The sequence below is a fragment of the Streptomyces sp. NPDC088733 genome, assembly GCF_044751185.1.
In the GTDB taxonomy this organism is placed as follows: domain Bacteria; phylum Actinomycetota; class Actinomycetes; order Streptomycetales; family Streptomycetaceae; genus Actinacidiphila.
In genome coordinates, this window is the sequence record NZ_JBIVLH010000008.1 from 145,678 (window position 1) to 165,533 (window position 19,856).

Here is a 19,856-nt window from a genome sequence, read left to right on the forward strand (position 1 = left end):
GTTCAGGACGCCGCCGGAGCCGGCGCGGCCGGCGGGCGCACCATGAAGACGTCCACCGGGTCCTCGGTGTCGAGGGTGAAGCCGTGCCGCTCGTACAACCGCCGGGCCGGGCTGCCCTGGAGCACGTTCAGCCGCACCGATGTGCCCTCGCGGTCGCACTCCTCCAGCACCGCCCGCAGCACCGCCGTGCCGATGCCGCCGCCCTGGAGGTGCGGGGCGAGGTAGAAGTGCTCCAGCCAGTGGACGGCGGCGGACGGGCGCAGTGCCACGCATCCGGCGAAGGCGCCGCCCACCTCGATCACCCGGGTGTGCGCCGGGGTGAAGCCCTCGCGCAGCCGCTGCCGTACCCGCCGCTCGTCGTACCGCCCGAGCCGTTGCAGGTCCGCCCGCAGCACCACGGCCCGCAACTCGGCCACCGCCTCGACGTCCGCTGCCGCAGCGGGTCGCATCTCCCATTCCGCCATGATCGGCAGACTACCGATCCGGGTTCCCGCCGCCGCCTGGCAGGCGGGTCGCGATGCCGTCGATGAGGAAGGTCAGGCTCAGGGCGAACTGCTCGTCCAGGCCCGGGCCTTCGGGCGCCGCCATCCACTGGGCGAGCAGGGGGTGCCGGCCGCCCTCCGCCGCGAGCTCGCGGGCGGCGGTGACCGCTTCGGCGAGCTGCGCCGGGGTGTGCAGCCCGTGGCGGTGGCGCATGGCCAGCTCCTCGGCCTCCTGCTGGGCGCTGCCCAGGATGTGCCGGTCGAGGAGGGCCGCGTAGGTCATCGCCTCACCGACGTTCGCGCCCCGGCCGACGAGGACCCGCAGCAGGAATTCGGTGCGGCGCATGGTGTGCGGGCCGAGCGGGGGCCGGGTGGGGGCGAGCCGCGCGTACCAGAGGTGCCGCTTGACCATGGCCCAGCTGCCGGTGGCGACCGTGCGCAGGTCGGCGCGCCAGTCGTCGCCGGGCGCGTCGGGCAGCGGGATCTCGGCGGTCACGGCGTCGAGCATGAGGTCGACCAGGCCGTCCTTGCTGAGGACGTGCCGGTAGAGCGCCATCGGGGTGTACGGCCCGAGGCGACCGGCGACCGCGGCCATGGTCAGCGCCTGCGCGCCGCCCTCGTCGGCGACCTCGACGGCGGCCCGGACGATGTCGTCGCGGTCGAGCGGGCTCTGACGCCGGCGCGGGGCGGGCCGGGTCCAGATCAACGGCGCCGGTGCGCCGTGCGGGGTCTCCTTCACGAGGCGAGTTTATCGCGTCAGGTAGAGTTTATGTCATATACGTAAGCAGTCGCGGCGCCCGCACCAGGAGGTCTTCATGAACAGCACCGCAACCGCCGGCCCGCCCGGCATCCGCCTCGGCATCGCCCGGGGCATCGGCTACGGCCTGTTCGGCGCGCCCGACGGCTTCGTGCCGCAGGCGCGCGGACTCGGCGCCGGCCTCGTCCGCGTCTACGTCCACTGGGGCCGGGTCGAGCCCGAACCGGACCGCGAGGACTGGACGGTCGTGGACGCGATCCTCGCCCAGCTGGACCCCGCGGCCGAGGTGTGGATCACGGTGTGCTCCAGCTCCCCGTGGGCCACCCGCCGGCCCACCGGATTCCTGCCCTCCTCGCCCGCCCACGACATACGGCGGTACGAAGCCTTCGTCTCCCGCCTGGTGAGCCGCTGCCGGGGCCGCGTGGCGTACTGGCAGTGCGACAACGAGCCCAGCAACACCGGCCTGCTGTGGGCGGGGACGGCGCCGGAGTACGTCGCCCAGCTCACCGCCTTCGCCCGCGCCGTGCGCGGCGCGGACCCCGGCGCCCACGTGGTGCTCGGCGGCTGCGGGTACGACGTGTGGTCGAGCCCCGAGGACGGTCCGGCCCGGCTCTTCTTCGACCACCTCGTCGAGCACGGCCGCGACGCCTTCGACCTCTTCTCCGTCCACCTGTACGGCAACCCGCACGACATCCCCGCCCAGATCGGGCTGGCGCGCGCGATGATGCGCCGGCACGGCTACGAACGGCCCGTGGTGGCGGGGGAGTACAACGGGCCCACGCTCTTCGAACTCCCTGCCGCTCAGGCGGAGTTCGAGCGGGCGATGACGGCGGCCTTCACCGGCCGGGCCGCGCCGGCCGACCCCGCCGACCCCGAGGACACCCCGGACCGCCGCACCATGCGCGACCTCTACGCACGCGCGGACGAACTGCCCGCGGAACTGCGGATGTTCATGGAGGACTGCCCGCCCGGGCTCGCCGCGCGTCGGGACCGGATCAACTGCCGCCAGATCGTCACGCGCAACATCCTCGCCCTCGCCTCCGGCGTGACCCGTACGGTCTGCTGGAACCTGGCCCCCGAGATCCCCGGGTACCGCGACCGCCTCAACGTGATGGGATTCCTCTTCGGCAAGCTGGCCCTGATGGACTACGACGGCAGCGTTCTCACCCGGCGACACCCCTCCGGCGAGGCCTTCGCCCGCCTCGCCGCCCACCTCGACGGCGCCACGGCCGTGCGCCCCTTCGACACGGGCGCGGACACCGGTCCGTACGCCTTCGAGATCACCCGTGACGGCAGGGCGCCGCTGTACGTCCTGTGGTCCGCGGGCGATCTCCTCACGGGCGAGGACCTGCCCGCCGTGCCCCTCGACCTGCCGTGGCCGCACGCCGTGCCCGAGGCGGTGGACGCCTTCGGTGCCCCGGTGGTGGTCGAGGGCGGCGAGGGCACCGTCCGCGTCCCGGTCTCGGTCACGCCGCTCTTCCTGACCCCCGCAGGCCAGGAGTGATACCCGCGGGGCATCACAGACGCCGGGACAGGTCTTGGACCGCCCCCGCGACGCGCGGCAAGACTCGATGGCAGCGCATCCGCCAGGAGCCGGCGGGCCGACCAGAGAGGTGAGCGGCATGAAGGTCTTCGTCACCGGAGGGTCCGGGTACATCGGACAGGCGACGATCAAGGCGCTGGTGCGCCGGGAAGTCCAGGTCAGCGCCCTGGTGCGCAGCGAGGAGTCGGCGGCGGTCGTGAACGGGCTCGGGGCGGCCGCCGTCCGCGGCACGCTGACCGACACCGCCCTGCTCACCGAGGCGGCCCGGGCCGCCGACGGGGTCGTCCACCTGGGCCAGCACGCCGGCCCGGACACCGCGGACGTCGACCGGGCGGCCGCCGAGGCGCTGCAGGACGGGGCCGGCCCCCGCCCGTACGTGCACACCGGTGGGATCTGGGTGTACGGCGACACCGACGGCGTCGTCGACGAGGACGCGCCCCTCGACCCGCCGCGGCTCACCGCCTGGCGGCTGGAGAACGAGAAGCGGGTCCTGGCCCGCGCCGCCACCGGCGAGCGTCCGGTGGTCGTGATGCCGGGCGTGGTGCTCGGCCGCTCGGCCGGTCTGGTCGAGACGTTCTACGCCGGGACGGGGCGCGCCGACGGCGCCGTGCCGTGCATCGGGGACGGCGCCAACCACTGGTCCGTCGTGCACGTCGACGACATCGCCGAGCTGTACGCGCTCGCCCTGGGCGCCCCGGCGGGCTCGGTCTACGCGGGCACCATCGACGTGTTCCCGACCGCCGCGGAGATCAGCGAGGCGGTCAGCCGGGCGATCGGCCGGTCCGGCGAGGTCCGCCGGCTCTCGCTCGCCGAGGCCGAGGAGCGGATGGGCCCGATCGCCCAGGCCTTCGCCCTCGACCAGCGGATCAGTGGCGCCCGCGCCCGCCGCGAGCTGGGCTGGGCCCCGACCCGCCTGGACCCGCTGGCCGCCCTCGCGAACGGCTCCTGAACCGCGTCGTCCGTTCGCCCGAACGCGCATAGGCTCGGTCGGGAGGAGTCCCGCCGCGAGGAGGTGCCCGTGGACCTCGATCTGCGCAAGCTGCGGTATTTCGTCGCGGTGGCCGAGGAACTGCACTTCGGGCGTGCCGCGGAGCGGCTGCACATCGCGCAGCCGGTGCTGTCGCGGCAGATCCGGTCGCTGGAGCACGAGCTCAGGGCGCAGCTGTTCTCCCGCGACCGGCGCAGCACCGCACTGACGCCGGCGGGGGAGCAGCTCCTCGCCGACGCCGGGCCCCTGCTGGCGGCGGCGCAGGCGGCGCAGCGCCGGGTGGCCCGCGCGGCGCACGGCGGCCCCGGGACGTTCACCGTCGGATTCATGCCGGGCCTGATCGTCACCGGTGCGGTCCGGGAGTTCTCCGGGCGCCACCAGGGGCTGTCCGTCGAGGTCGTCAGGACCGGCTGGAACGACCAGGCCGAGGCCGTCCGGGACGGCCGGGTCGACGTCGGGTACGTGAGGATGCCGCTGGACGCCCGGGGCCTCGGCATGTGCGAGCTGATGACCGAACCGCGCGTCGCGGTCCTGCCCGCCGACCACCGCTACGCGGGCAAGCACTCCCTCTCCATCGCCGACCTCGCCGGGGAGCACCTGCTGCAGGATCCCGACGCGGTCCCCGAGTGGCGCGACATCGCCCGGGAGCTGCGCACCGCCGGCCCGGCCCCGGTCCCGGCGTTCCGCACGGTCGAGGAGAAGCTGGAGAGCGTCGCGGCCGGACGCGGGGTGGTTGTGCTGCCGCTGTCCACCGCTTCGTACTACACCCGGCCCGACGTCACCCATGTGGAGCTGTCCGACATCGGGCCGAACCGTGTGTGCCTGGCCTGGGACGGCAGCCGTCACGACGCGCTCGTCCAGGAGTTCGTCTCCGTCGCCCTCGCGCACCGCCACCCCGTCCCGTAGCCCAGTGCGCTTCCCGCTTCCCGCTTCCCGCTTCCCGCTTCCCGTGCCCCCGGCCCTCGTGGACCGGGGGCACAGGCGTGTGACGGGGATCACGGCCGTCGGCCGCATAGTGGCGCGGGGTCCGGCGTCTTTCAAGAGGTGCAAGAGGCTGTGAAGGGCAGGGGCGGTGCTGATGGGTTCGACGCGGACCGACGAGTTCGATGAGTTCGTGGCAGCCCGTTGGTCCGCTTTGTTCCACCTTGCACGGTTGCTGACCGGCGGCGACCGGCACCGGGCCGAGGACCTGCTCCAGGACGCGCTGGTCAAGTTGTGGTTCGCCTGGCCGAGGGTCGGCTCCCAGGCACCCGAGCCGTATGTGCGCAAGGTGCTGGCCCGGGCGGCGGCGCGCTCCGCGCGGCGTCGCTGGTGGGGGGAGCGGCCGGTGGGGGAGGTACCGGAACGGGCCGCGGCCGGGGACGTCTCCGCCGCCGTCGCCGAACGCACACGGCTGGAGGCGGCGCTGGCGCAACTGCCGTCACCGCAGCGCGCGGCGGTGGTGCTGCGCTACTACCAGGACCTGCCGGAGGCGCAGGTCGCCGAGGCGCTGGGCTGCCCGCTGGGCACCGCCCGGTCGCACGCCTCACGCGGCATCGCGCGACTGCGGCAGCTGCTGGCCGACGTCACCGAGCCGGTGGGGTGAGGGAGATGAGGGAGGAGGGAGAGGGGATGGACCCCATGGACCGCAGTGACGCCGGCGACCGCACGGACCCCGTGCCCCCCATGGACTCGACGGGCCCTGTGGACTCCATGGACTCGACGGGCTCCATGGACGACTTCGAGCGGCGGCTCGCGCGGATGATGCACGCCTCCGAGCGGCACACCCCCTTCGAGCCCCGGCACCGGGAACGGCTGCGCGGCGGAGTCGCCTCACGCCGCCGGGTGCGTACCGTCTGGCAGGCCGGGAGTTCGGCGGTCGCGGTGACTGCCATCGCCTGCGCACTCGTCCTGCTGCCCGGTTCCTCGTCCGGCCAGGTCGTACCGGCGGGCCCCGGCGGTGCGCCGACGTCCGGTACCTCGTACCCGAGTTCCACTTCGTCCGACGCCCCGAGCCCCAGCGGCAGCGCGACCTCCAGCCCCACGTTCTCGCCACCGAGCGGCCCGGCCACGGGCGGGACCTCGACCGCGGCCGGCTCGGACCTCCCCGTGAGCCCGTCGACCGCCACCGCGTCGGTGGGCGGCGGCGCCACGGGCAGCGCCACCGGCAGCGCCACGAACAGTGCCACCGCAGGCGGCACCGCGTCCGGCGGGGCCACCTCCACGACCTCCCCGCCGGTCAGCCCGTACGGGAACGCGACCGGCACGGGATAGCCCCCCGGGCGCCCGCCGCCCCCCACGCCACCACCCCACCGAACGCCCCCGGTGCCGTCGGCACGCCCAAGAGGCGGCCCCGGCACGGCCCGGCATGTTCCGGCGCGCTCCGGCATGCCCCGACGCAGAGAGCAGATGCGGACAGACCATGAGAAACAAACCTCCCGGCGCACTGAGGGAACGCCTCCCGCTGCCGGCCCGGCACGAGGAACCGGTCCTGGACGTGGTCGTCCCCGTCCACAACGAGGAAGCGGACCTGGAGCGGTCCGTGCGGCGGCTCCACGCCCATCTGCGCGAGACGTTCCCGTACCCGTTCCGGATCACCGTCGCCGACAACGCCAGCACCGACCGGACCCCGCTGATCGCGGCCCGCCTCGCGGACGAACTCCCCGAGGCACGCTGGCTGCACCTGGCCGAGAAGGGGCGCGGCCGGGCGCTGCGCACCGCCTGGTCCCACTCGACGGCGCCCGTCCTGGCCTACCTGGACGTGGACCTGTCGACCGATCTGACCGCCCTGCTCCCGCTGGTCGCCCCGCTCATCTCCGGGCACTCGGACATCGCCATCGGCACCCGGCTCGCCCGCGGCTCCCGCGTCGTCCGCGGACCCAAGCGCGAGGTCGTCTCGCGCTGCTACAACGCGATCCTGCGCTCCACCCTCGCCGTCCGCTTCAGCGACGCGCAGTGCGGCTTCAAGGCCGTGCGCCGGGACGTCGCCGAACGGCTGCTGCCGATGGTGGAGGACGGCGGATGGTTCTTCGACACCGAGCTGCTGGTGATCGCCGAGCGCGCCGGTCTGCGCATCCACGAAGTGCCCGTCGACTGGGTGGACGACCCCGACAGCCGGGTGCACATCCTGTCCACCGCCCTCGCCGATCTGCGCGGCATCGCGCGCATCGGCCGCGCGCTGGCCGCCGGCCGGCTCCCGCTCGCCGAACTGCGCCGCAGCGCCGCCGAGACCGGGCCGCCGGGCGGCCTGCTTCCCCAACTGCTGCGCTTCGCGGCCGTCGGCGTCGTCAGCACCGCCGGCTACCTGCTGCTGTACGCGGCCCTCCGCCCCGCCGCCGGCCCGCAGGCCGCCAACGCGCTCGCCCTGCTGGTCTGCGCGGTCGCCAACACCGCGGCGAACCGCCGGCTCACCTTCGGCGTGCGCGGCCGCGCGGGCGCCGCCCGTCACCACGCCCGCGGGCTCGCGGCGTTCCTGATCGGGCTGGCGCTCACCAGCGGGGCGCTGGCCGCCTTGCACCACGCGGCACCCGGCGCCGGACACCGCGTCGAGACCGGCGCGCTGGTGGCCGCCAACCTCGCCGCCACGCTCCTGCGCTTCCTGCTGCTGCGGTCCTGGGTCTTCCCCGGCCGGCACGCTCCCCGGACGGAGGCCGGTTCCCGATGACCCTCGCGCCCGGCACCCTCGACGTGCCCGCCGACGCCTGCCCCCCGGCCGCCGACCCGCGCCCGGAACCCTCCCGCGCCGCCCGCCGGTTCCAGGTCCTCGCGACGTACGGGACGCTGAAGCTCGCCGGCTTCGCGGTCTTCCTGCTGCTGCTGTCGTGGGCGGGCGACTACCGCACCAAGAACCCGCGCTTCGGGGGCGGCGCCCACCCCTGGGACGTCCTCGCCAGCTGGGACGGCTGGTGGTACCAGCAGATCGCCGCCCACGGCTACCACCCCGCCCTGGTCCCCGTGCCCGGGGCCACCGGCCTGATCACCCTCGAAGGCAACTTCGCGGCCTTCTTCCCGCTGTACCCCGCGGTGATGCGGCTGGTCGCCGAGTGCACCGGCCTCGGCCTGTACGGCGCCGGGATGCTCGTCTCCGTCGTCTGCTCGTTCGTCGCGGCACTCGGCGTGTACGCCGTCACCGCGCGCTTCGGCGGGCACCGGGCGGGCCTGGCCGCCGCGGGGCTGTGGGCCGTGTGGCCGGGTTCCGGCATGGAGTGGACGGGGTACTCCGAATCGCTCTACGTCGCCCTCGCGGTCTGGGCCTGCCACGCCGTCATGGACCGCCGCTGGATCGCGGCGGGACTGCTGACCTTCGCCACCGGCCTCGCCCGGCCCACCGCGACCGCGCTGATCGCCGCCCTCACGGTCGCGGCGCTGCTCGCCGTGGTGCGCGACCGGCGGCGCTCCGGCGTGCTGCGCCCCCTGACCGCGATCGCCGTCGCGCCGCTCGGGCTGTTCGGCTACCTCGGCTGGGTGGGGTACCGCATGGGCGACTACGGCGGCTACTTCAAGCTCCAAGAAGGCGCCTGGGCGCACACCTTCGACTGGGGGCGCTACACGGTCGACGTGTTCACCTCGGTGCCGGTGGGCCGCTTCGACTACCTGTCCGCGTTCCCGTTCGCCGACCTCATCGGCGTCGCCGTGGTCCTGCTGGACATCGCGCTGATCCCGCTGCTGATCCGGCTGCGGCCGCCCGTCGAACTCGTCGTCTACACGGTGCTCACCGTCCTCACGGTGCTCGGCACCCAGCAGATCTTCTGCAATGTCTCCCGCTACCTGCTGCCGGCCTTCCCGCTGTTCATCCCGCTCGCCCTCGCCCTCGGCCGGCTCAGGGCCCCGCACCGGGCCGTGCTGCTGGGGATGGCCGCCCTGGCCTCGGGCTCGTACGCGGGGTACGCGCTCTTCGAGCTCGGCGTCCCGTAACCGCGGCGCCGCGCGGCGCGTTGGACCCCGGCACCGGACCCCGTCCCCTACCGGGCCTTCCCTCTGGAGCCGCCATGCCGTCGAACGCCGCCACGCCGCAGCCTCCCGCCAAGGCGGAGCGGCCGCCGGGGGACGAGCGCGGCAGGCGCCGCCTCGCCCTGGCCGGCGGTTCGCTGGGCAATCTCGTCGAGTGGTACGACTGGTTCGTCTACGCGAGCTTCGCGGTCTACTTCGCCGACTCCTTCTTCCCCGGCGGCAACCCGACCACCCGGCTGATGAACACCGCCGGGGTCTTCGCCGTCGGCTTCCTGATGCGCCCGGTCGGCGGCTGGCTGCTCGGCAGGGCCGCCGACCGGCACGGCCGCAAGAGCGCGCTGACGCTGAGCGTCACCATGATGTCGGTCGCGGCGCTGCTGATCGCGGTCGCGCCGGCCCACGCCTCGGCCGGTCCGTTCGGTGCGGTCGTCCTGCTCGCCGCCCGGCTGGTGCAGGGACTGAGCATCGGCGGCGAGTACGCGGCCAGCGCCACCTACCTGACGGAGGCGTCGGCCCGCGACCGGCGCGGGCTGGGCTCCTCCTTCCAGTACGTGTCCATGACCTGCGGGCAGTTGCTGGGGCTCGCGGTGCTGATCGCCCTTCAGCAGGTGCTGACGGAAGCCCAGTTGACGGACTGGGGCTGGCGGATCCCCTTCGTGTTCGGTGCGCTCCTCGCCGTCGTGGTGCTGTGGATCCGGCGCCGGCTGGAGGAGACGGACGCCTTCGCGGAGGAGGCGGCCGCCGAGCCCGCCGACGCGCGCGGATCGCTGCTCCTGCTGTGGCAGCACCGGCGCCAGGCGCTGCTGGTCATGGCGCTCACCCTCGGCGGGACGGTCGCCTACTACACGTACACCACCTACCTGACGAAGTACCTCATCGGCAGTGCGGGGATGGCCAGGACCACGGCCACGCTGGTGAGTTTCACGGCCCTGGCCGTCTTCGCGCTGCTCCAGCCGCTCGCGGGCGCGCTGTCCGACCGCGTCGGCCGGCGTCCCCTGCTGATCGGCTTCGCCGTCGGCTGCGCGGTCTGCACCTACCCGGTCATGACGGCGCTCGGCTCGGTGACGTCCTACTGGCCCGCCCTCGGGCTGTGCCTGATCCCCCTCACGGTCGTCACCGGCTACACCTCCATCAACGCCGTGGTGAAGGCCGAGTTGTTCCCGACCCGGGTCCGGGCGCTGGGCGTCGCGCTGCCGTACGCGCTCGCCAACGCGCTCTTCGGCGGGACGGCGGAGTACGTGGCCCTGTGGTTCAAGAACGCCGGGCACGAGAGCGCGTTCTTCTGGTACGTGTCCGGCTGCGCGCTGGTCTCGCTCGTCGTCTACGTGCTCATGCCGGACACCCGCGCCGCGGCCCTCAGCCGCGCCGAGGCGTGCGAGGACGGTGTGCCCGCCGGGCGCGGGACGCCCGCGGGGGCGGCGTCGGAGCGTGCCGGAGGGCAGTGAGCGGGGACGAGTGTCATGGCCACGTAAAATTCATCTCGCCGCTCTACCCGCATAGATCTCGTCACGTCATTCTGATGCGCGGACTCGGTGATCCAGGCGACGCACGAGAGGACGACACATGAGGACGTTGACGAAGGCGCTGGCCGCGACGGCCACCGCCGCGGCCTTCACCGTCGTGGCCCAGCCGGCGCACGCGGTGGTGCCGCCCGAGCACGCGGTCATCGTGTGCCAGAGCGCCAGTTTTTACGCCAACTACGACAGCTCCTCCGGACCCAGCGGCCTGATCCGCGTCCTGGGTTACGGCAACAAGGTCGGCCACACCCGCGGCGCCCACCCCGTCTACAACGGCTGGGCCGCCACCTTCGACTTCGGCAAGGGCGACTGGGGCTACGTCCGCATCGAGTGCCTCGGCGGCTACGGCTCCTGGTGAGCCGTCCCACGACGCAGGAAGGAACCACCATGACCCCCGTACTCCGCACACACCGGACCGTCCGCGCGGCCGCGGTCGCCGTCGCCCTGACCGCGGGTCTGCTGGTGACCGCGGGTCCAGCCCAGGCGGCCAACGGCACCATCGGCAAGCGCGAGACCGTCTGCGCCCAGGACCTGTACGTGCGCACTGCCCCCGGCGGCGCCTGGATGGGGACCCTCTACACCGGCCAGACCTTCACCGTGGAGAGCAAGCAGAGCGGCTGGGCCTACGGGTTCGCCTACGGCGACATCAACCGCCACGGCTGGGTCCAGGACGGCTGGTTCTGCTGATCACCGCCTGCCCCGGGCGGCTCACCTTGTCACGGCGGCCGGTCCCGGCCCGCTCTGCGCGGCGCCCGATTCGGCCGGCTCGGGGAGCGGCGCGGTGCCGGGTGTGCCCTCGCCGGTCGGTGTTCTGCCGGTCGGTACCGGTGAGGGGTGCGGGCCGTCCCGGCGTTGTTCGGGGACGGTGGGGGAGTGGGTGGGGCTGGCCGGCGGTACGGGGCGGTTGTCCCGTTGCGCGGCGGTCACGGCGAGCAGCACGCACGCCAGCGCCGCGGCCAGCCCCAGCACGGCCACCGCGGCGGTACGCATGCGGACCCGCGGGCGGGCCAGCGCGGACGGCGGGACCGCCCGGCGCAGACTGTCCGGGCCCACGGTGCGGGCCTTCGCGTCCAGGGCGGCGCGCAGGCGCTCCTCGGTCGCGGCCCGGTCGGGCCGGTCGACGACAGCGGTCATGACGATGCCTCCAAGTGGCGGGCCAGGGCGTCCAGCGCCCGGCTCGCGGTGGACTTCACCGTGCCGCGGGACAGCCGCAGCGTGTCCGCGATCTGCGCCTCGGTGAGGTTCGACCAGTACCGCAGGACGAGCACTTCGCGCTGCCTGCGCGTCAGCCGGCCGAGTGCGGTCAGCACCTCCTGGTGCTCCTCGCGCAGCAGCACGTACTCCTCCGGCGGCGGCGCGTGCCCCTCGCGCTCCGGTACGTGGGCCCGCACCGTCCTGCGCCGGCGCAGTACGGACCGGGCGCCGTTGACCACGCTGGTGCGCACGTACGCCTCCGGGTCGTCCACGCCGGCCAGCCGTTCGCCGTGCCGCCGGTAGAGCGCGGCGAAGGCGTCCTGAACGACGTCCTCCGCGGTGGGCAGGTCGTCGACCAGGAACAGCGCCAGCCGTACGAGGTCCAGCCTGCGGTGGTGGTACAGCTCGTCGATCTCCGGCGGCGAGGTGTGACCGGCCGGTCCGGTACGCGCCTGCGGCGACGGGCGGACCGGCCGCTCCGCCGCGGGGCGCCGGGCTTCCCCGGACACGACGCCGCGGAGCCGCACCCAGACGTGCCGGAGCGGGTGTGCCGGGAAGGCGGGGCGCGACCCCACCGCCGCTGTGCTCATGGATCTCCTGGAGAGCGGTTCGGAAGGCGGCCGCCGGGCCGGGCCCGGCCCGGCGACCGCCCTTGATCAGCGCGCGGGGACGGGCGCCGGCACGGTGCCGGTCCCGGCCTGCGCCGGAGCGGGCGCCGTGCCGGCCTTCGCGGGCGCCGGGGCGGCACCGTGGGCGGGAGCCGTCGCGGGGGCCGGGGCGGTGCGGCCCTTGCCCTGCGCCGGGGCCGGGGCGGGGGTGGGCGCGGACGCCTCCGGGTCCGTGTCGGCCTGCGCGGCGGGCGCCGGCGCCGGCTTCGGCGTGGCGGCGTTCGCGGTCATGGCGGCGCCGCCGAGGGCCAGGGCCGCCGCGACCGTGGACGTGCCGACCACGATACGTGCCCGGTGCCGGCGGGCCAGGCCCGCGAGGGCGTGACGTGCGGTCATACCGTTCCTCGAATCATCAGGGGGAGAGCGGGGTCGAAGGCGCCTTCACTCCCACAGACGCGCGGAGCCGTCCGAGGTTGCGGATGTGACCCACGACATGTTCCGGCCTCCGCCCGGCGGGGCCCTGCCGCCCGGCGAATCCACAGCGGGCCGACGCGTGGACCGACGTACCCCGCCCGGACTGTTCCTCGGCAGGCTTCCGCTGCCCGCACGCGCGATGTGGCGGCTGTTGGGCCGCGGACAGTACGCCCGCTACATCCGGCGCGTGCGCGGCGCACCGCCCCGCGGCATGCACCCGGCGGTCAGGATGGCGGGGCGAGCGGCCAACGCGGTCGCCGTCCGGCTCTACCGCAGCACGAACGGCCGGGTCGCGGGCAGCGCGAAGGGCGTTCCGCTCCTGCTGCTGACCGTTCCGGGCCGCAGGACCGGCAGACCTCGCAGCGTCCTGGTGGGGTACTTCCCCCACGACGGCGGCTACGTGGTCACCGCTTCGGCCGGGGGCGCCAAGCGGGATCCGCGATGGATCTCCAACCTCAGGGCGGCCCGGCAGGCGCATGTGCAACTCGGCGGCGAGAGCCATGTGATGAGCGCGCGCATCACCGAAGGGGGGACGCGCGACCATCTGTGGACCACGGTGGTGCTGGCCCGCGCGCCGTTCTTCGGCCGGTACCAGGAGAAGTCCGGCCGCGTCATCCCGGTCGCCGTGCTGCGCCCGGGCGACTGACGCCCGCCGGGGCCCGACGCCGGCGGCTGCGCGTGGCCGGGAGCGGACGCATCCGGCGGGGCGCACCCGCGAACCGTGACGTACGGCGCAGAATGACCGCAACGGCGGCACCTTTGACCCTGACGCGCTGGAGGCCCCATGCCGTACGCCACGTCCCCCTATCGGCCCGGAACACCCTGCTGGATCGACCTCATGGTCCCCGACCAGCAGGCGGCACTCGACTTCTACCGCGACCTCTTCGGCTGGCAGGGCGAAGTGGGACCGCCCGAGACCGGCGGCTACTCGGTCTGCACGCTCAAGGACAGGCCCGTCGCGGGCATCATGGCGACGATGGCGCCCGACGGCGCCCCCACCCCGCCCACCGCGTGGACCACCTACCTCGCCACGGCGGACGCCGACTCCGCGACGGAGGCGATCACCAAGCACGGCGGCACGGTGCTCTCCCCGGGCATGGACGTCATGAGCCTCGGCCGTATGGCGATCGCCGCCGACCCCACCGGCGCGGTGTTCGGGCTGTGGCAGGCCGGTGAGTTCCTGGGCGCCCAGATCGTCAACGAGCCCGGATCGCTGGTGTGGAGCGAGCTCGCCTCCGGCGACCTCAAGACCGCCTCGGCGTTCTACTCCGCGGCCCTGGGCCTGGAGACCGTGCCGATGGACGGCGCCTCCGACTACTTCTCCCTCACGGTGGACGGCCGGGTCGTCGGGGGCGCGCAGGGGCTGGACAACCTGCCACCGCAGGCGGGGCCGCACTGGCTGGCGTACTTCTGCGTGGACAGCACCGACAGCACCGTGGACGCCCTCGTCCGTGCGGGCGGCAATGTGCTCGCCCCGCCGTTCGACATGTCGGCGGGCCGCCTCGCGGTCGTCCAGGACCCGCAGGGCGCGGTGTTCGGGCTCATCGACGCCGCCGGTCCCGAACTTCCCTGAGCGCGCACCGGCCAGGGCCGCCGCCCATCACGGGGCGGCGGCCCCGGCCGTGACGGTCGTGCGCCCCGCGACTACTTCTGACCGGGGTGCAGGACCACCTTGGTGTAGCCCTCGATGCGCTTGTCGAACTTCTCGTACGCCGAGGGGGCGTCGGACAGCGGCAGTTCGTGGGAGACCACGAAGCTCGGCTTGGCCCGCCCCTCGATGATGAGGTCGCGCAACTGCCGGTTGTACCGCTTGACGTTGCACTGGCCGGTGCCCAGGCGCAGCCCCTTCTCGAAGAGCCGGCCGATGGCGACCAGCAGCCGGCCGCTCTTGGCCTGCGCGTCCGGGCCACCGGGGTCCGAGGGCACGTACAGGCCCGGGATGCCGAGTGCCCCGGTCGCGCGCACCGTGTCGATGAGCGAGTTCAGCACGGCCGCGGGCTCCTCGCGGTCCTGGCTCTTCGCCTGGGCCTGGTAGCCGACGGCGTCGATGCCCTTGTCGGTGCCCGTGCCGCCGGTGTGCTCCTTGATCTGCTCCACCGGGTTGCCCTCGGCGAAGTTGATCGGGACCGCGCCGATCTCCTCGGCCTTCTGCAGCCGCTCGGTCACCCGGTCGACCACGAACACCTTGGACGCGCCGCGGATGAGGGCCGAGTACGCGGACATCAGCCCGACGGGTCCGCCGCCGTACACCGCGACGCTCTCGCCGGGTTTGACGTCGGCGAGCTCGTTGCCGTGGTAGCCGGTCGGGAAGATGTCGGCCAGCAGGACGAAATCCGTCTCGTGCTCGGAGCCGGCGGGCAGCTTCAGGCAGTTGAAGTCCGCGTACGGCACCCGCAGGAATTCCGCCTGGCCGCCGGGCCAGGGGCCCATGGCGACATATCCGTAGGCTCCGCCGGCGAATCCCGGATTCACGGTGAGGCAAAATGCGGTGAGGCCGTCCGAGCAGTTCTTGCAGAATCCGCAGGCGACGTTGAAGGGCATGACCACGCGGTCGCCCTTCTTCAGGGACGTGACGCCCTGCCCGAGCTCCTCGATGATCCCCATGTTCTCGTGCCCGAAGACGATCCCCGCCTCGGCGGCGGTGCGTCCTTCGTACATGTGCAGGTCGGACCCGCAGATGGCGGTGGACGTCACCCGTACGACCACGTCGTTGGGGTGCTGTATCCGGGGTTTCTCGACTTCCTCCACTGCTACTTCGAACGGTGCTTTGTAGACTACGGCCTTCACCTGACACCTCCGTTGGTGTCGTGCTCTCGTACGTTCCAGGGGCGAACGCCGCCGTCAGCCCACCGTGTCGCGGTGAGCGCGCATGGTGAGCGGGCCGCGGCGTTTCGACCCGCGTGACCTATTTCTCATGCTGCCCCCGTGGGAGGAATGGGACAAGCCAGCTAATCTTTACCCTGTATTGCCTGATTTCGGTTTGTTTTCCAAGGAAGGCGGGAACAGTGGCGCAGCGTTTGGGAACCCTCCTGGTCCCCGTGCCGGGGCTGTCCGGCACGACCTACCCGGTGGGCACGTCCGTCGTGATCAACGGGCGCGGGTCGTCGGTCGACGCCTTCGTGGACGGTGACTGGCTCCCGCTCGCGTGGTGGGAGTTCTCCGAGGGGCACGCCGAGGACGCCACCGACCTCTGACGCCGCCGGCCCGCCCGGTCAGCCGCGCGGGGCCACGAAGAGGCTCTGCACGCCGCGGCCGATCGGCCCCCGCTCGTCGTGCAGCGCGGCCTCGGCCATGCCGATCCCCGCCCCGTCGATCACGGTGCGGGCGTCGAGGCAGACCCACTCGCCGACCGGATGACGGTGCAGGTGCACCGTCAGGTCCGGGTTGACGAACAGATGGGCCGAGAAGTCCAGCACATTGCTCACCCCGTTCCCGGAGTCCGCCGCCACCAGCACCCGGTCCAGCGGCGCCGTCTTCTCGCCCGCGACCAGCGGCACCCGCATCCGCAGCCAGCAGGTCGCGGGACCCGGCTCCCGGTAGGAGCCCGCGGCGAAGCGCGACTCCATCGCCGTGTGGTAGCCGACGTCCCACGGCACGGGGAAGAACGGCACCGTCCGCGACTCCTGCGGCCCCGGCACCGAGGGCCCGGGCGCCACCTCGGGCACCGAGCCCGGCTCCGTGCGGATGCGCAGCGCCCTGGCCCGCATGATCTCCTTGCCGTCGTCCGCGGCGAGCGACGCCTCCGTCAGCTCCACACTGCGGCCCTCGCGCAGCACGCGGGTGGTGACGGTGAGAGGCAGCAGCGGCACGGGACGGTGGATCTCGAAGGTGATCCGCGTCAGCCGCATGTCCTCGCGCGCTCCGGGGCGCTCGCGCACCGCACGGCCCAGCAGGGCCGCCGGCGGCCCGGCGTGCTGGCTGTGCGCGTCCCACGGGCCCCGGGTGTACGCGGTGGGGGCGAAGCGCTCCTCGGCCACCCGCTCGAAGAAGGCCTCGGCACTGGACGGGACGGTCACGACGCTTCTCCTGTCCGTGGACGGCACACAAACTACTCGCCGGTAGAACCTGCGGGGCCAGTAGATCAGTGCCCCTGGCCGCCGGGCAAGGCTCCGCCCCGTACCCCCGGTCCGCCGTGGCGGTCACCGGAACTCGTGGACGACCTGGATCTCCCCGACGATGTGCGCGTTGAACTCCGGCAGCTCCTCGGCCGGCACCCACAGCTCCAGGATCGTGCGCCCGCCGGCCTGCTGGACGGGGTAGCGCGCCAGGAACGCGGTGTCGACCTCGAAGCGGGTGACGAAACCGGCTCCGTCGTGCCGGACGTTCCAGTCCCGGGCGATCCTGATCGCGTAGTCCTCGTTGAGCACCGGATAGAAGATCGGCTGCTCCGGAAGGCGGGGCGGCCAGGCGCGCCAGCCGAGCTCGCGGACCAGGTCCAGTTCCACCGGGCCCGTGGGGCGCCAGAGCGTCGTCGTCGGCGGGGCGGTCACGCGGCGCTCCAGTCCAGCCGCAGCACGGCCAGGTCGTCGGTGTGGCGGTCGGCGTCGAGATCGCGGATCCGCGCGATCAGCCGGTCGAGATGGGCGTCCGGGTCGGCCTGGGAGAACTGGCCGATCAGCGTGAGCAGGCCCTCCGGGCCCAGGCGCTCGCCGTCCTCACCGGTGTGGCCCTCGACGAGGCCGTCGGTGTAGAGGGTCAGCGCCCCGCGTGCGGGCAGGGCGAACGTGGTGGACGGCCAGTGGGCCAGGTCGGGCATGATGCCCAGCGCGATGCCGTGCCCGGCCTCGACCGGTCCGGTGGCGCCGTCCGAGGTCAGCAGCGGTTCGTGGTGGCCGGCGAGGTGCAGCGTCGCCGTCCGCGCCGGCAGGTCCAGCGTGAGCAGGGTGCAGGTGGCGAACAGGTCCGGCTGCGCGCGCTCGGCGACCAGGATCCGTTCCAGCAGGCGCAGCAGGTCGTGCCCCCGGTGGCCGCCGAGGGTGAGCGCCCGCCAGGTGATGCGCAGGCAGACACCCAGCGCCGCGGCGTACGGGCCGTGGCCGCTGACGTCCCCGATGACGGCGTGCACGAGCCCGTCGCCGGTCTGCACGACATCGAGGAAGTCGCCGCCGAGCAGGGCGCGTTCGCGGCCGGGAATGTAGCGGGTGGTGGCGGTCACCTCGTCGGTGGTCAGCAGGGGCTGGGGCAGCAGCCCGCGCTCCAGACGCGAGTTCTCCTCCGCGCGCAGGGCACCGGCCTGCAGGGCGACCGCCGCGCGCTCGGCCTGCTTGCGCTGGACCGCGTAGCGCACGGCGCGCTGCAGCAGTTCGGGTTCGACCTTGCCCTTGACCAGGTAGTCCTGGGCACCCGCCGCCATGGCCCCGGCGCCGGCCTGGGACTCGGCGAGACCCGTGAGCACGATGACCGCGGCGTCCGGCGCCGCACCCTGCACCGCGGAAACGCCCGCGGGCCCGCTGGCGTCGGGCAGGTGCAGGTCGAGCAGCACGCAGTCGGCGGCCTGCGCGGCGAGTTCTGAGCGTGCCTCGGCCAGCGTCTTGTGCCAGGTCAGTTCGTACCGCAGACCGGTGTCGGCGAGGAGCTCCGTGACGAGCAGCGCGTCACCGGGATCGTCCTCCACGAGCACGATGCGGTACCGCGGCTCCTCCTGCACGGGAGCGGGGGCGGGGTTCATCCGGCGTCGGGCTCCCCGGTGTCGTCCGCACCGGAGTCCGCGGCGGAGTCCGCGGCGGCGGGGACGGGAACGGGGAGGGTGAAGGTGATGCGGGTGCCGGGCGTGTGCTCCGGGTCCACCCCGATCGTCCCGCCGTGGAACTCCACGATCTTCTTGCACATGGCCAGGCCGATGCCGTTGCCCGGATAGGCGTCCTTGGTGTGCAGGCGCTGGAAGATCACGAAGACCCGCTCGGCGAACTCCGGGTCGATGCCGATCCCGTTGTCGGCGACCGCGAAGCGCCACAGGTCGCCGTCGCGGACCGCCTCCAGGTGGATCCTCGGACGGACGTCGGGGCGGCGGAACTTGACCGCGTTGGAGACCAGGTTCTGCCAGAGCATGCCGAGCTGGGTGGTGTCCCCGACGACGCTGGGCAGCGGGTCCCGGGTGACCTCGGCGCCGGACTCCTCGATGGCCACGCTCAGCGAGTCCAGGGTGCGGTCGACGACGGCGTCCAGGTCCACGGTGCTGTGCTCGTTGTGGATCCGCCCGACCCGGGAGAAGGCCAGCAGGTCGTTGATGAGGGTCTGCATGCGGTTCGCGCCGTCCACGGCGAAACCGATGTACTGGTCGGCGCGGTCGTCCAGTTGGCCGCCGTAGCGGCGCTGCAGCAGCTGCGTGAAGCTCGACACCTTGCGCAGCGGCTCCTGGAGGTCGTGCGAGGCCACGTACGCGAACTGCTCCAGTTCGGCGTTGGAGCGCTTGAGTTCGGCGGACTGCTCGTCCAGCATCTGCCGGGCCCGCTCGGCGAACGCGAGCTCGTCCGCCAGGCGCCGCCGCATCGCCTCCACGTCGTCGGCCAGCTGCCGCAGGTCGGCCGGGCCGGTCGGGGTGATGGGGTGGTCGAAATCGCCCCGCGCGACCTTGCGGGCGTCGTCGCTGAGCCGGGTCAGCGGGTCGGTGATGCCGCGCCGCAGGCCCTCGAAGACGAGCGCCGCCAGCACCACGATCAGCACCGCCGCCGCGGCGAACACCCAGTTGCGCAGCACGATGGACCGGTCGAGTTTGTCCCCCGCCTCCAGGCGCGCGTCCCGCAGATGGTTCTGCTGGCGGGTCATGGCCTTTCGTACGACGTCGAAGGCGGTCCTGCCCGCGTCCGCGCGGTCGGTGGCCAGCCGGACGGCCTGTTCGGCGGGGGCCCCGGCGATGGGGTCGGCGATGGTCCGCTGCCAGGCGTCCGCCGCGTTCTCCACCGCGGCCAGGTCCGCGCTTCCCGTCGCGTCGCCGCGGACCAGGGGGCGCAGCCGCTCCAGCGCCGTCCTCTCGTTCGCCAGACCCTCGGTGTACGGGGTGAGGAAGTCCTTCTGCCCGGTGAGGCCGTAACCGCGGATACCGGTCTCCTGGTTGACCAGGGCGGCTTCCAGCCGGACGGCGTTGACCAGGGCGGGGGAGCGGGTGTCGACCAGCTGGCGGGTGAGCGTGGTGTTCCGGTCGAGCGACCATATGCCCAGCGCCCCGAGGACGGTGAGCACCGCGAGGGCCGTACTCACCCCCACGCGGAGCCAGCGGCGGGTGGTCCACCGCGCAAGCCGGCCCGTCTCGTCCACCACGTCGCAGCCCCTTCTGATGCCGAATCCGTGTTCCTGCCCGCCTCCGCGGCCGCCCGGAATCCGTGCGGCAGGCACTCACTGTAGCCGTCCCCGCGACAACGTCTGTT

The 19,856-nt window shown here is 73.6% G+C and carries 23 protein-coding genes; 13 read left to right on the top strand and 10 right to left on the bottom strand.

Annotated elements, in window-relative coordinates; genetic code table 11:
• Window positions 1–2: 2 nt before the first annotated feature.
• A complete protein-coding gene (locus ACIP64_RS17025) occupies window positions 3–464 on the bottom strand; it encodes a GNAT family N-acetyltransferase (RefSeq protein WP_401586853.1) in 462 nt (153 codons plus the stop codon).
• 10 nt (window positions 465–474) lie between these two features.
• Window positions 475–1,221, bottom strand: a complete 747-nt coding sequence (locus tag ACIP64_RS17030; protein WP_401586856.1) for a TetR/AcrR family transcriptional regulator — start codon at window positions 1,219–1,221, stop codon at window positions 475–477.
• Between the two features lie 76 nt (window positions 1,222–1,297).
• On the opposite strand from ACIP64_RS17030, the gene ACIP64_RS17035 reads away from it, so the two are divergent.
• From ACIP64_RS17035 to ACIP64_RS17080, 10 genes are all read left to right on the top strand, one after another.
• The gene (locus ACIP64_RS17035) at window positions 1,298–2,743 is read left to right on the top strand and encodes a hypothetical protein (RefSeq protein ID WP_401586858.1); all 1,446 of its coding nucleotides are present in this window, start codon (window positions 1,298–1,300) and stop codon (window positions 2,741–2,743) included.
• Window positions 2,744–2,861: 118 nt separating this feature from the next.
• Window positions 2,862–3,731 carry an NAD-dependent epimerase/dehydratase family protein gene (locus ACIP64_RS17040; RefSeq protein ID WP_401586861.1) on the top strand — a complete coding sequence of 290 codons (870 nt, stop codon included), beginning with the start codon at window positions 2,862–2,864 and terminating at the stop codon, window positions 3,729–3,731.
• Window positions 3,732–3,800: 69 nt separating this feature from the next.
• Window positions 3,801–4,676, top strand: a complete 876-nt coding sequence (locus ACIP64_RS17045) for a LysR family transcriptional regulator (RefSeq protein ID WP_401586864.1) — start codon at window positions 3,801–3,803, stop codon at window positions 4,674–4,676.
• Between the two features lie 172 nt (window positions 4,677–4,848).
• On the top strand, window positions 4,849–5,355 hold the full coding sequence (locus ACIP64_RS17050) for a SigE family RNA polymerase sigma factor (protein ID WP_401586867.1): 507 nt from the start codon (window positions 4,849–4,851) through the stop codon (window positions 5,353–5,355).
• A 26-nt stretch (window positions 5,356–5,381) separates the two neighbouring features.
• Complete coding sequence (locus ACIP64_RS17055) at window positions 5,382–6,023, top strand: hypothetical protein (protein WP_401586869.1); 642 nt, start codon at window positions 5,382–5,384, stop codon at window positions 6,021–6,023.
• A 148-nt stretch (window positions 6,024–6,171) separates the two neighbouring features.
• Entirely contained in the window at window positions 6,172–7,413 is a 1,242-nt protein-coding gene (locus ACIP64_RS17060) for a glycosyltransferase (protein ID WP_401586871.1), read from the top strand.
• The gene (locus ACIP64_RS17065; protein ID WP_401586873.1) at window positions 7,410–8,663 is read left to right on the top strand and encodes a hypothetical protein; all 1,254 of its coding nucleotides are present in this window, start codon (window positions 7,410–7,412) and stop codon (window positions 8,661–8,663) included. The genes ACIP64_RS17060 and ACIP64_RS17065 overlap by 4 nt, the downstream gene beginning before the upstream one ends.
• A gap of 74 nt (window positions 8,664–8,737) precedes the next feature.
• Window positions 8,738–10,144, top strand: coding sequence for an MFS transporter (locus tag ACIP64_RS17070; RefSeq protein ID WP_401586875.1), 1,407 nt, complete (start codon window positions 8,738–8,740; stop codon window positions 10,142–10,144).
• A gap of 118 nt (window positions 10,145–10,262) precedes the next feature.
• Window positions 10,263–10,574 (top strand): hypothetical protein, encoded by a 312-nt coding sequence (locus ACIP64_RS17075; protein WP_360909207.1) that lies wholly within the window; start codon window positions 10,263–10,265, stop codon window positions 10,572–10,574.
• 29 nt (window positions 10,575–10,603) lie between these two features.
• Window positions 10,604–10,903 (top strand): hypothetical protein, encoded by a 300-nt coding sequence (locus ACIP64_RS17080; protein WP_401586878.1) that lies wholly within the window; start codon window positions 10,604–10,606, stop codon window positions 10,901–10,903.
• Window positions 10,904–10,924: 21 nt separating this feature from the next.
• On the opposite strand, the gene ACIP64_RS17085 is transcribed toward ACIP64_RS17080, so the two are convergent.
• From ACIP64_RS17085 to ACIP64_RS17095, 3 genes are all read right to left on the bottom strand, one after another.
• The gene (locus tag ACIP64_RS17085; RefSeq protein ID WP_401586880.1) at window positions 10,925–11,350 is read right to left on the bottom strand and encodes a hypothetical protein; all 426 of its coding nucleotides are present in this window, start codon (window positions 11,348–11,350) and stop codon (window positions 10,925–10,927) included.
• On the bottom strand, window positions 11,347–12,000 hold the full coding sequence (locus tag ACIP64_RS17090) for an RNA polymerase sigma factor (RefSeq protein ID WP_401586883.1): 654 nt from the start codon (window positions 11,998–12,000) through the stop codon (window positions 11,347–11,349). Before ACIP64_RS17090 ends, ACIP64_RS17085 begins: the two co-directional genes overlap by 4 nt.
• A 66-nt stretch (window positions 12,001–12,066) precedes the next feature.
• Window positions 12,067–12,414, bottom strand: coding sequence for a hypothetical protein (locus ACIP64_RS17095; RefSeq protein ID WP_401586886.1), 348 nt, complete (start codon window positions 12,412–12,414; stop codon window positions 12,067–12,069).
• 157 nt (window positions 12,415–12,571) lie between these two features.
• On the opposite strand from ACIP64_RS17095, the gene ACIP64_RS17100 reads away from it, so the two are divergent.
• On the top strand, window positions 12,572–13,138 hold the full coding sequence (locus ACIP64_RS17100) for a nitroreductase/quinone reductase family protein (RefSeq protein ID WP_401586889.1): 567 nt from the start codon (window positions 12,572–12,574) through the stop codon (window positions 13,136–13,138).
• Between the two features lie 138 nt (window positions 13,139–13,276).
• Window positions 13,277–14,065 carry a VOC family protein gene (locus tag ACIP64_RS17105; RefSeq protein ID WP_401586892.1) on the top strand — a complete coding sequence of 263 codons (789 nt, stop codon included), beginning with the start codon at window positions 13,277–13,279 and terminating at the stop codon, window positions 14,063–14,065.
• Between the two features lie 71 nt (window positions 14,066–14,136).
• On the opposite strand, the gene ACIP64_RS17110 is transcribed toward ACIP64_RS17105, so the two are convergent.
• A complete protein-coding gene (locus ACIP64_RS17110; RefSeq protein WP_401586894.1) occupies window positions 14,137–15,279 on the bottom strand; it encodes a glutathione-independent formaldehyde dehydrogenase in 1,143 nt (380 codons plus the stop codon).
• Between the two features lie 218 nt (window positions 15,280–15,497).
• On the opposite strand from ACIP64_RS17110, the gene ACIP64_RS17115 reads away from it, so the two are divergent.
• Window positions 15,498–15,686, top strand: coding sequence for a hypothetical protein (locus ACIP64_RS17115; protein ID WP_360903017.1), 189 nt, complete (start codon window positions 15,498–15,500; stop codon window positions 15,684–15,686).
• Between the two features lie 18 nt (window positions 15,687–15,704).
• Here ACIP64_RS17115 and ACIP64_RS17120 read toward each other — a convergent pair whose 3' ends face one another.
• From ACIP64_RS17120 to ACIP64_RS17135, 4 genes are all read right to left on the bottom strand, one after another.
• Window positions 15,705–16,508 carry a thioesterase family protein gene (locus ACIP64_RS17120; RefSeq protein WP_401586898.1) on the bottom strand — a complete coding sequence of 268 codons (804 nt, stop codon included), beginning with the start codon at window positions 16,506–16,508 and terminating at the stop codon, window positions 15,705–15,707.
• A gap of 123 nt (window positions 16,509–16,631) precedes the next feature.
• Window positions 16,632–16,982 carry a hypothetical protein gene (locus tag ACIP64_RS17125; RefSeq protein WP_401586900.1) on the bottom strand — a complete coding sequence of 117 codons (351 nt, stop codon included), beginning with the start codon at window positions 16,980–16,982 and terminating at the stop codon, window positions 16,632–16,634.
• Entirely contained in the window at window positions 16,979–18,160 is a 1,182-nt protein-coding gene (locus ACIP64_RS17130; RefSeq protein ID WP_401586903.1) for a PP2C family protein-serine/threonine phosphatase, read from the bottom strand. Before ACIP64_RS17130 ends, ACIP64_RS17125 begins: the two co-directional genes overlap by 4 nt.
• Window positions 18,157–19,749 carry an ATP-binding protein gene (locus ACIP64_RS17135; RefSeq protein ID WP_401586906.1) on the bottom strand — a complete coding sequence of 531 codons (1,593 nt, stop codon included), beginning with the start codon at window positions 19,747–19,749 and terminating at the stop codon, window positions 18,157–18,159. The genes ACIP64_RS17130 and ACIP64_RS17135 overlap by 4 nt, the downstream gene beginning before the upstream one ends.
• Between the last annotated feature and the right edge of the window lie 107 nt (window positions 19,750–19,856).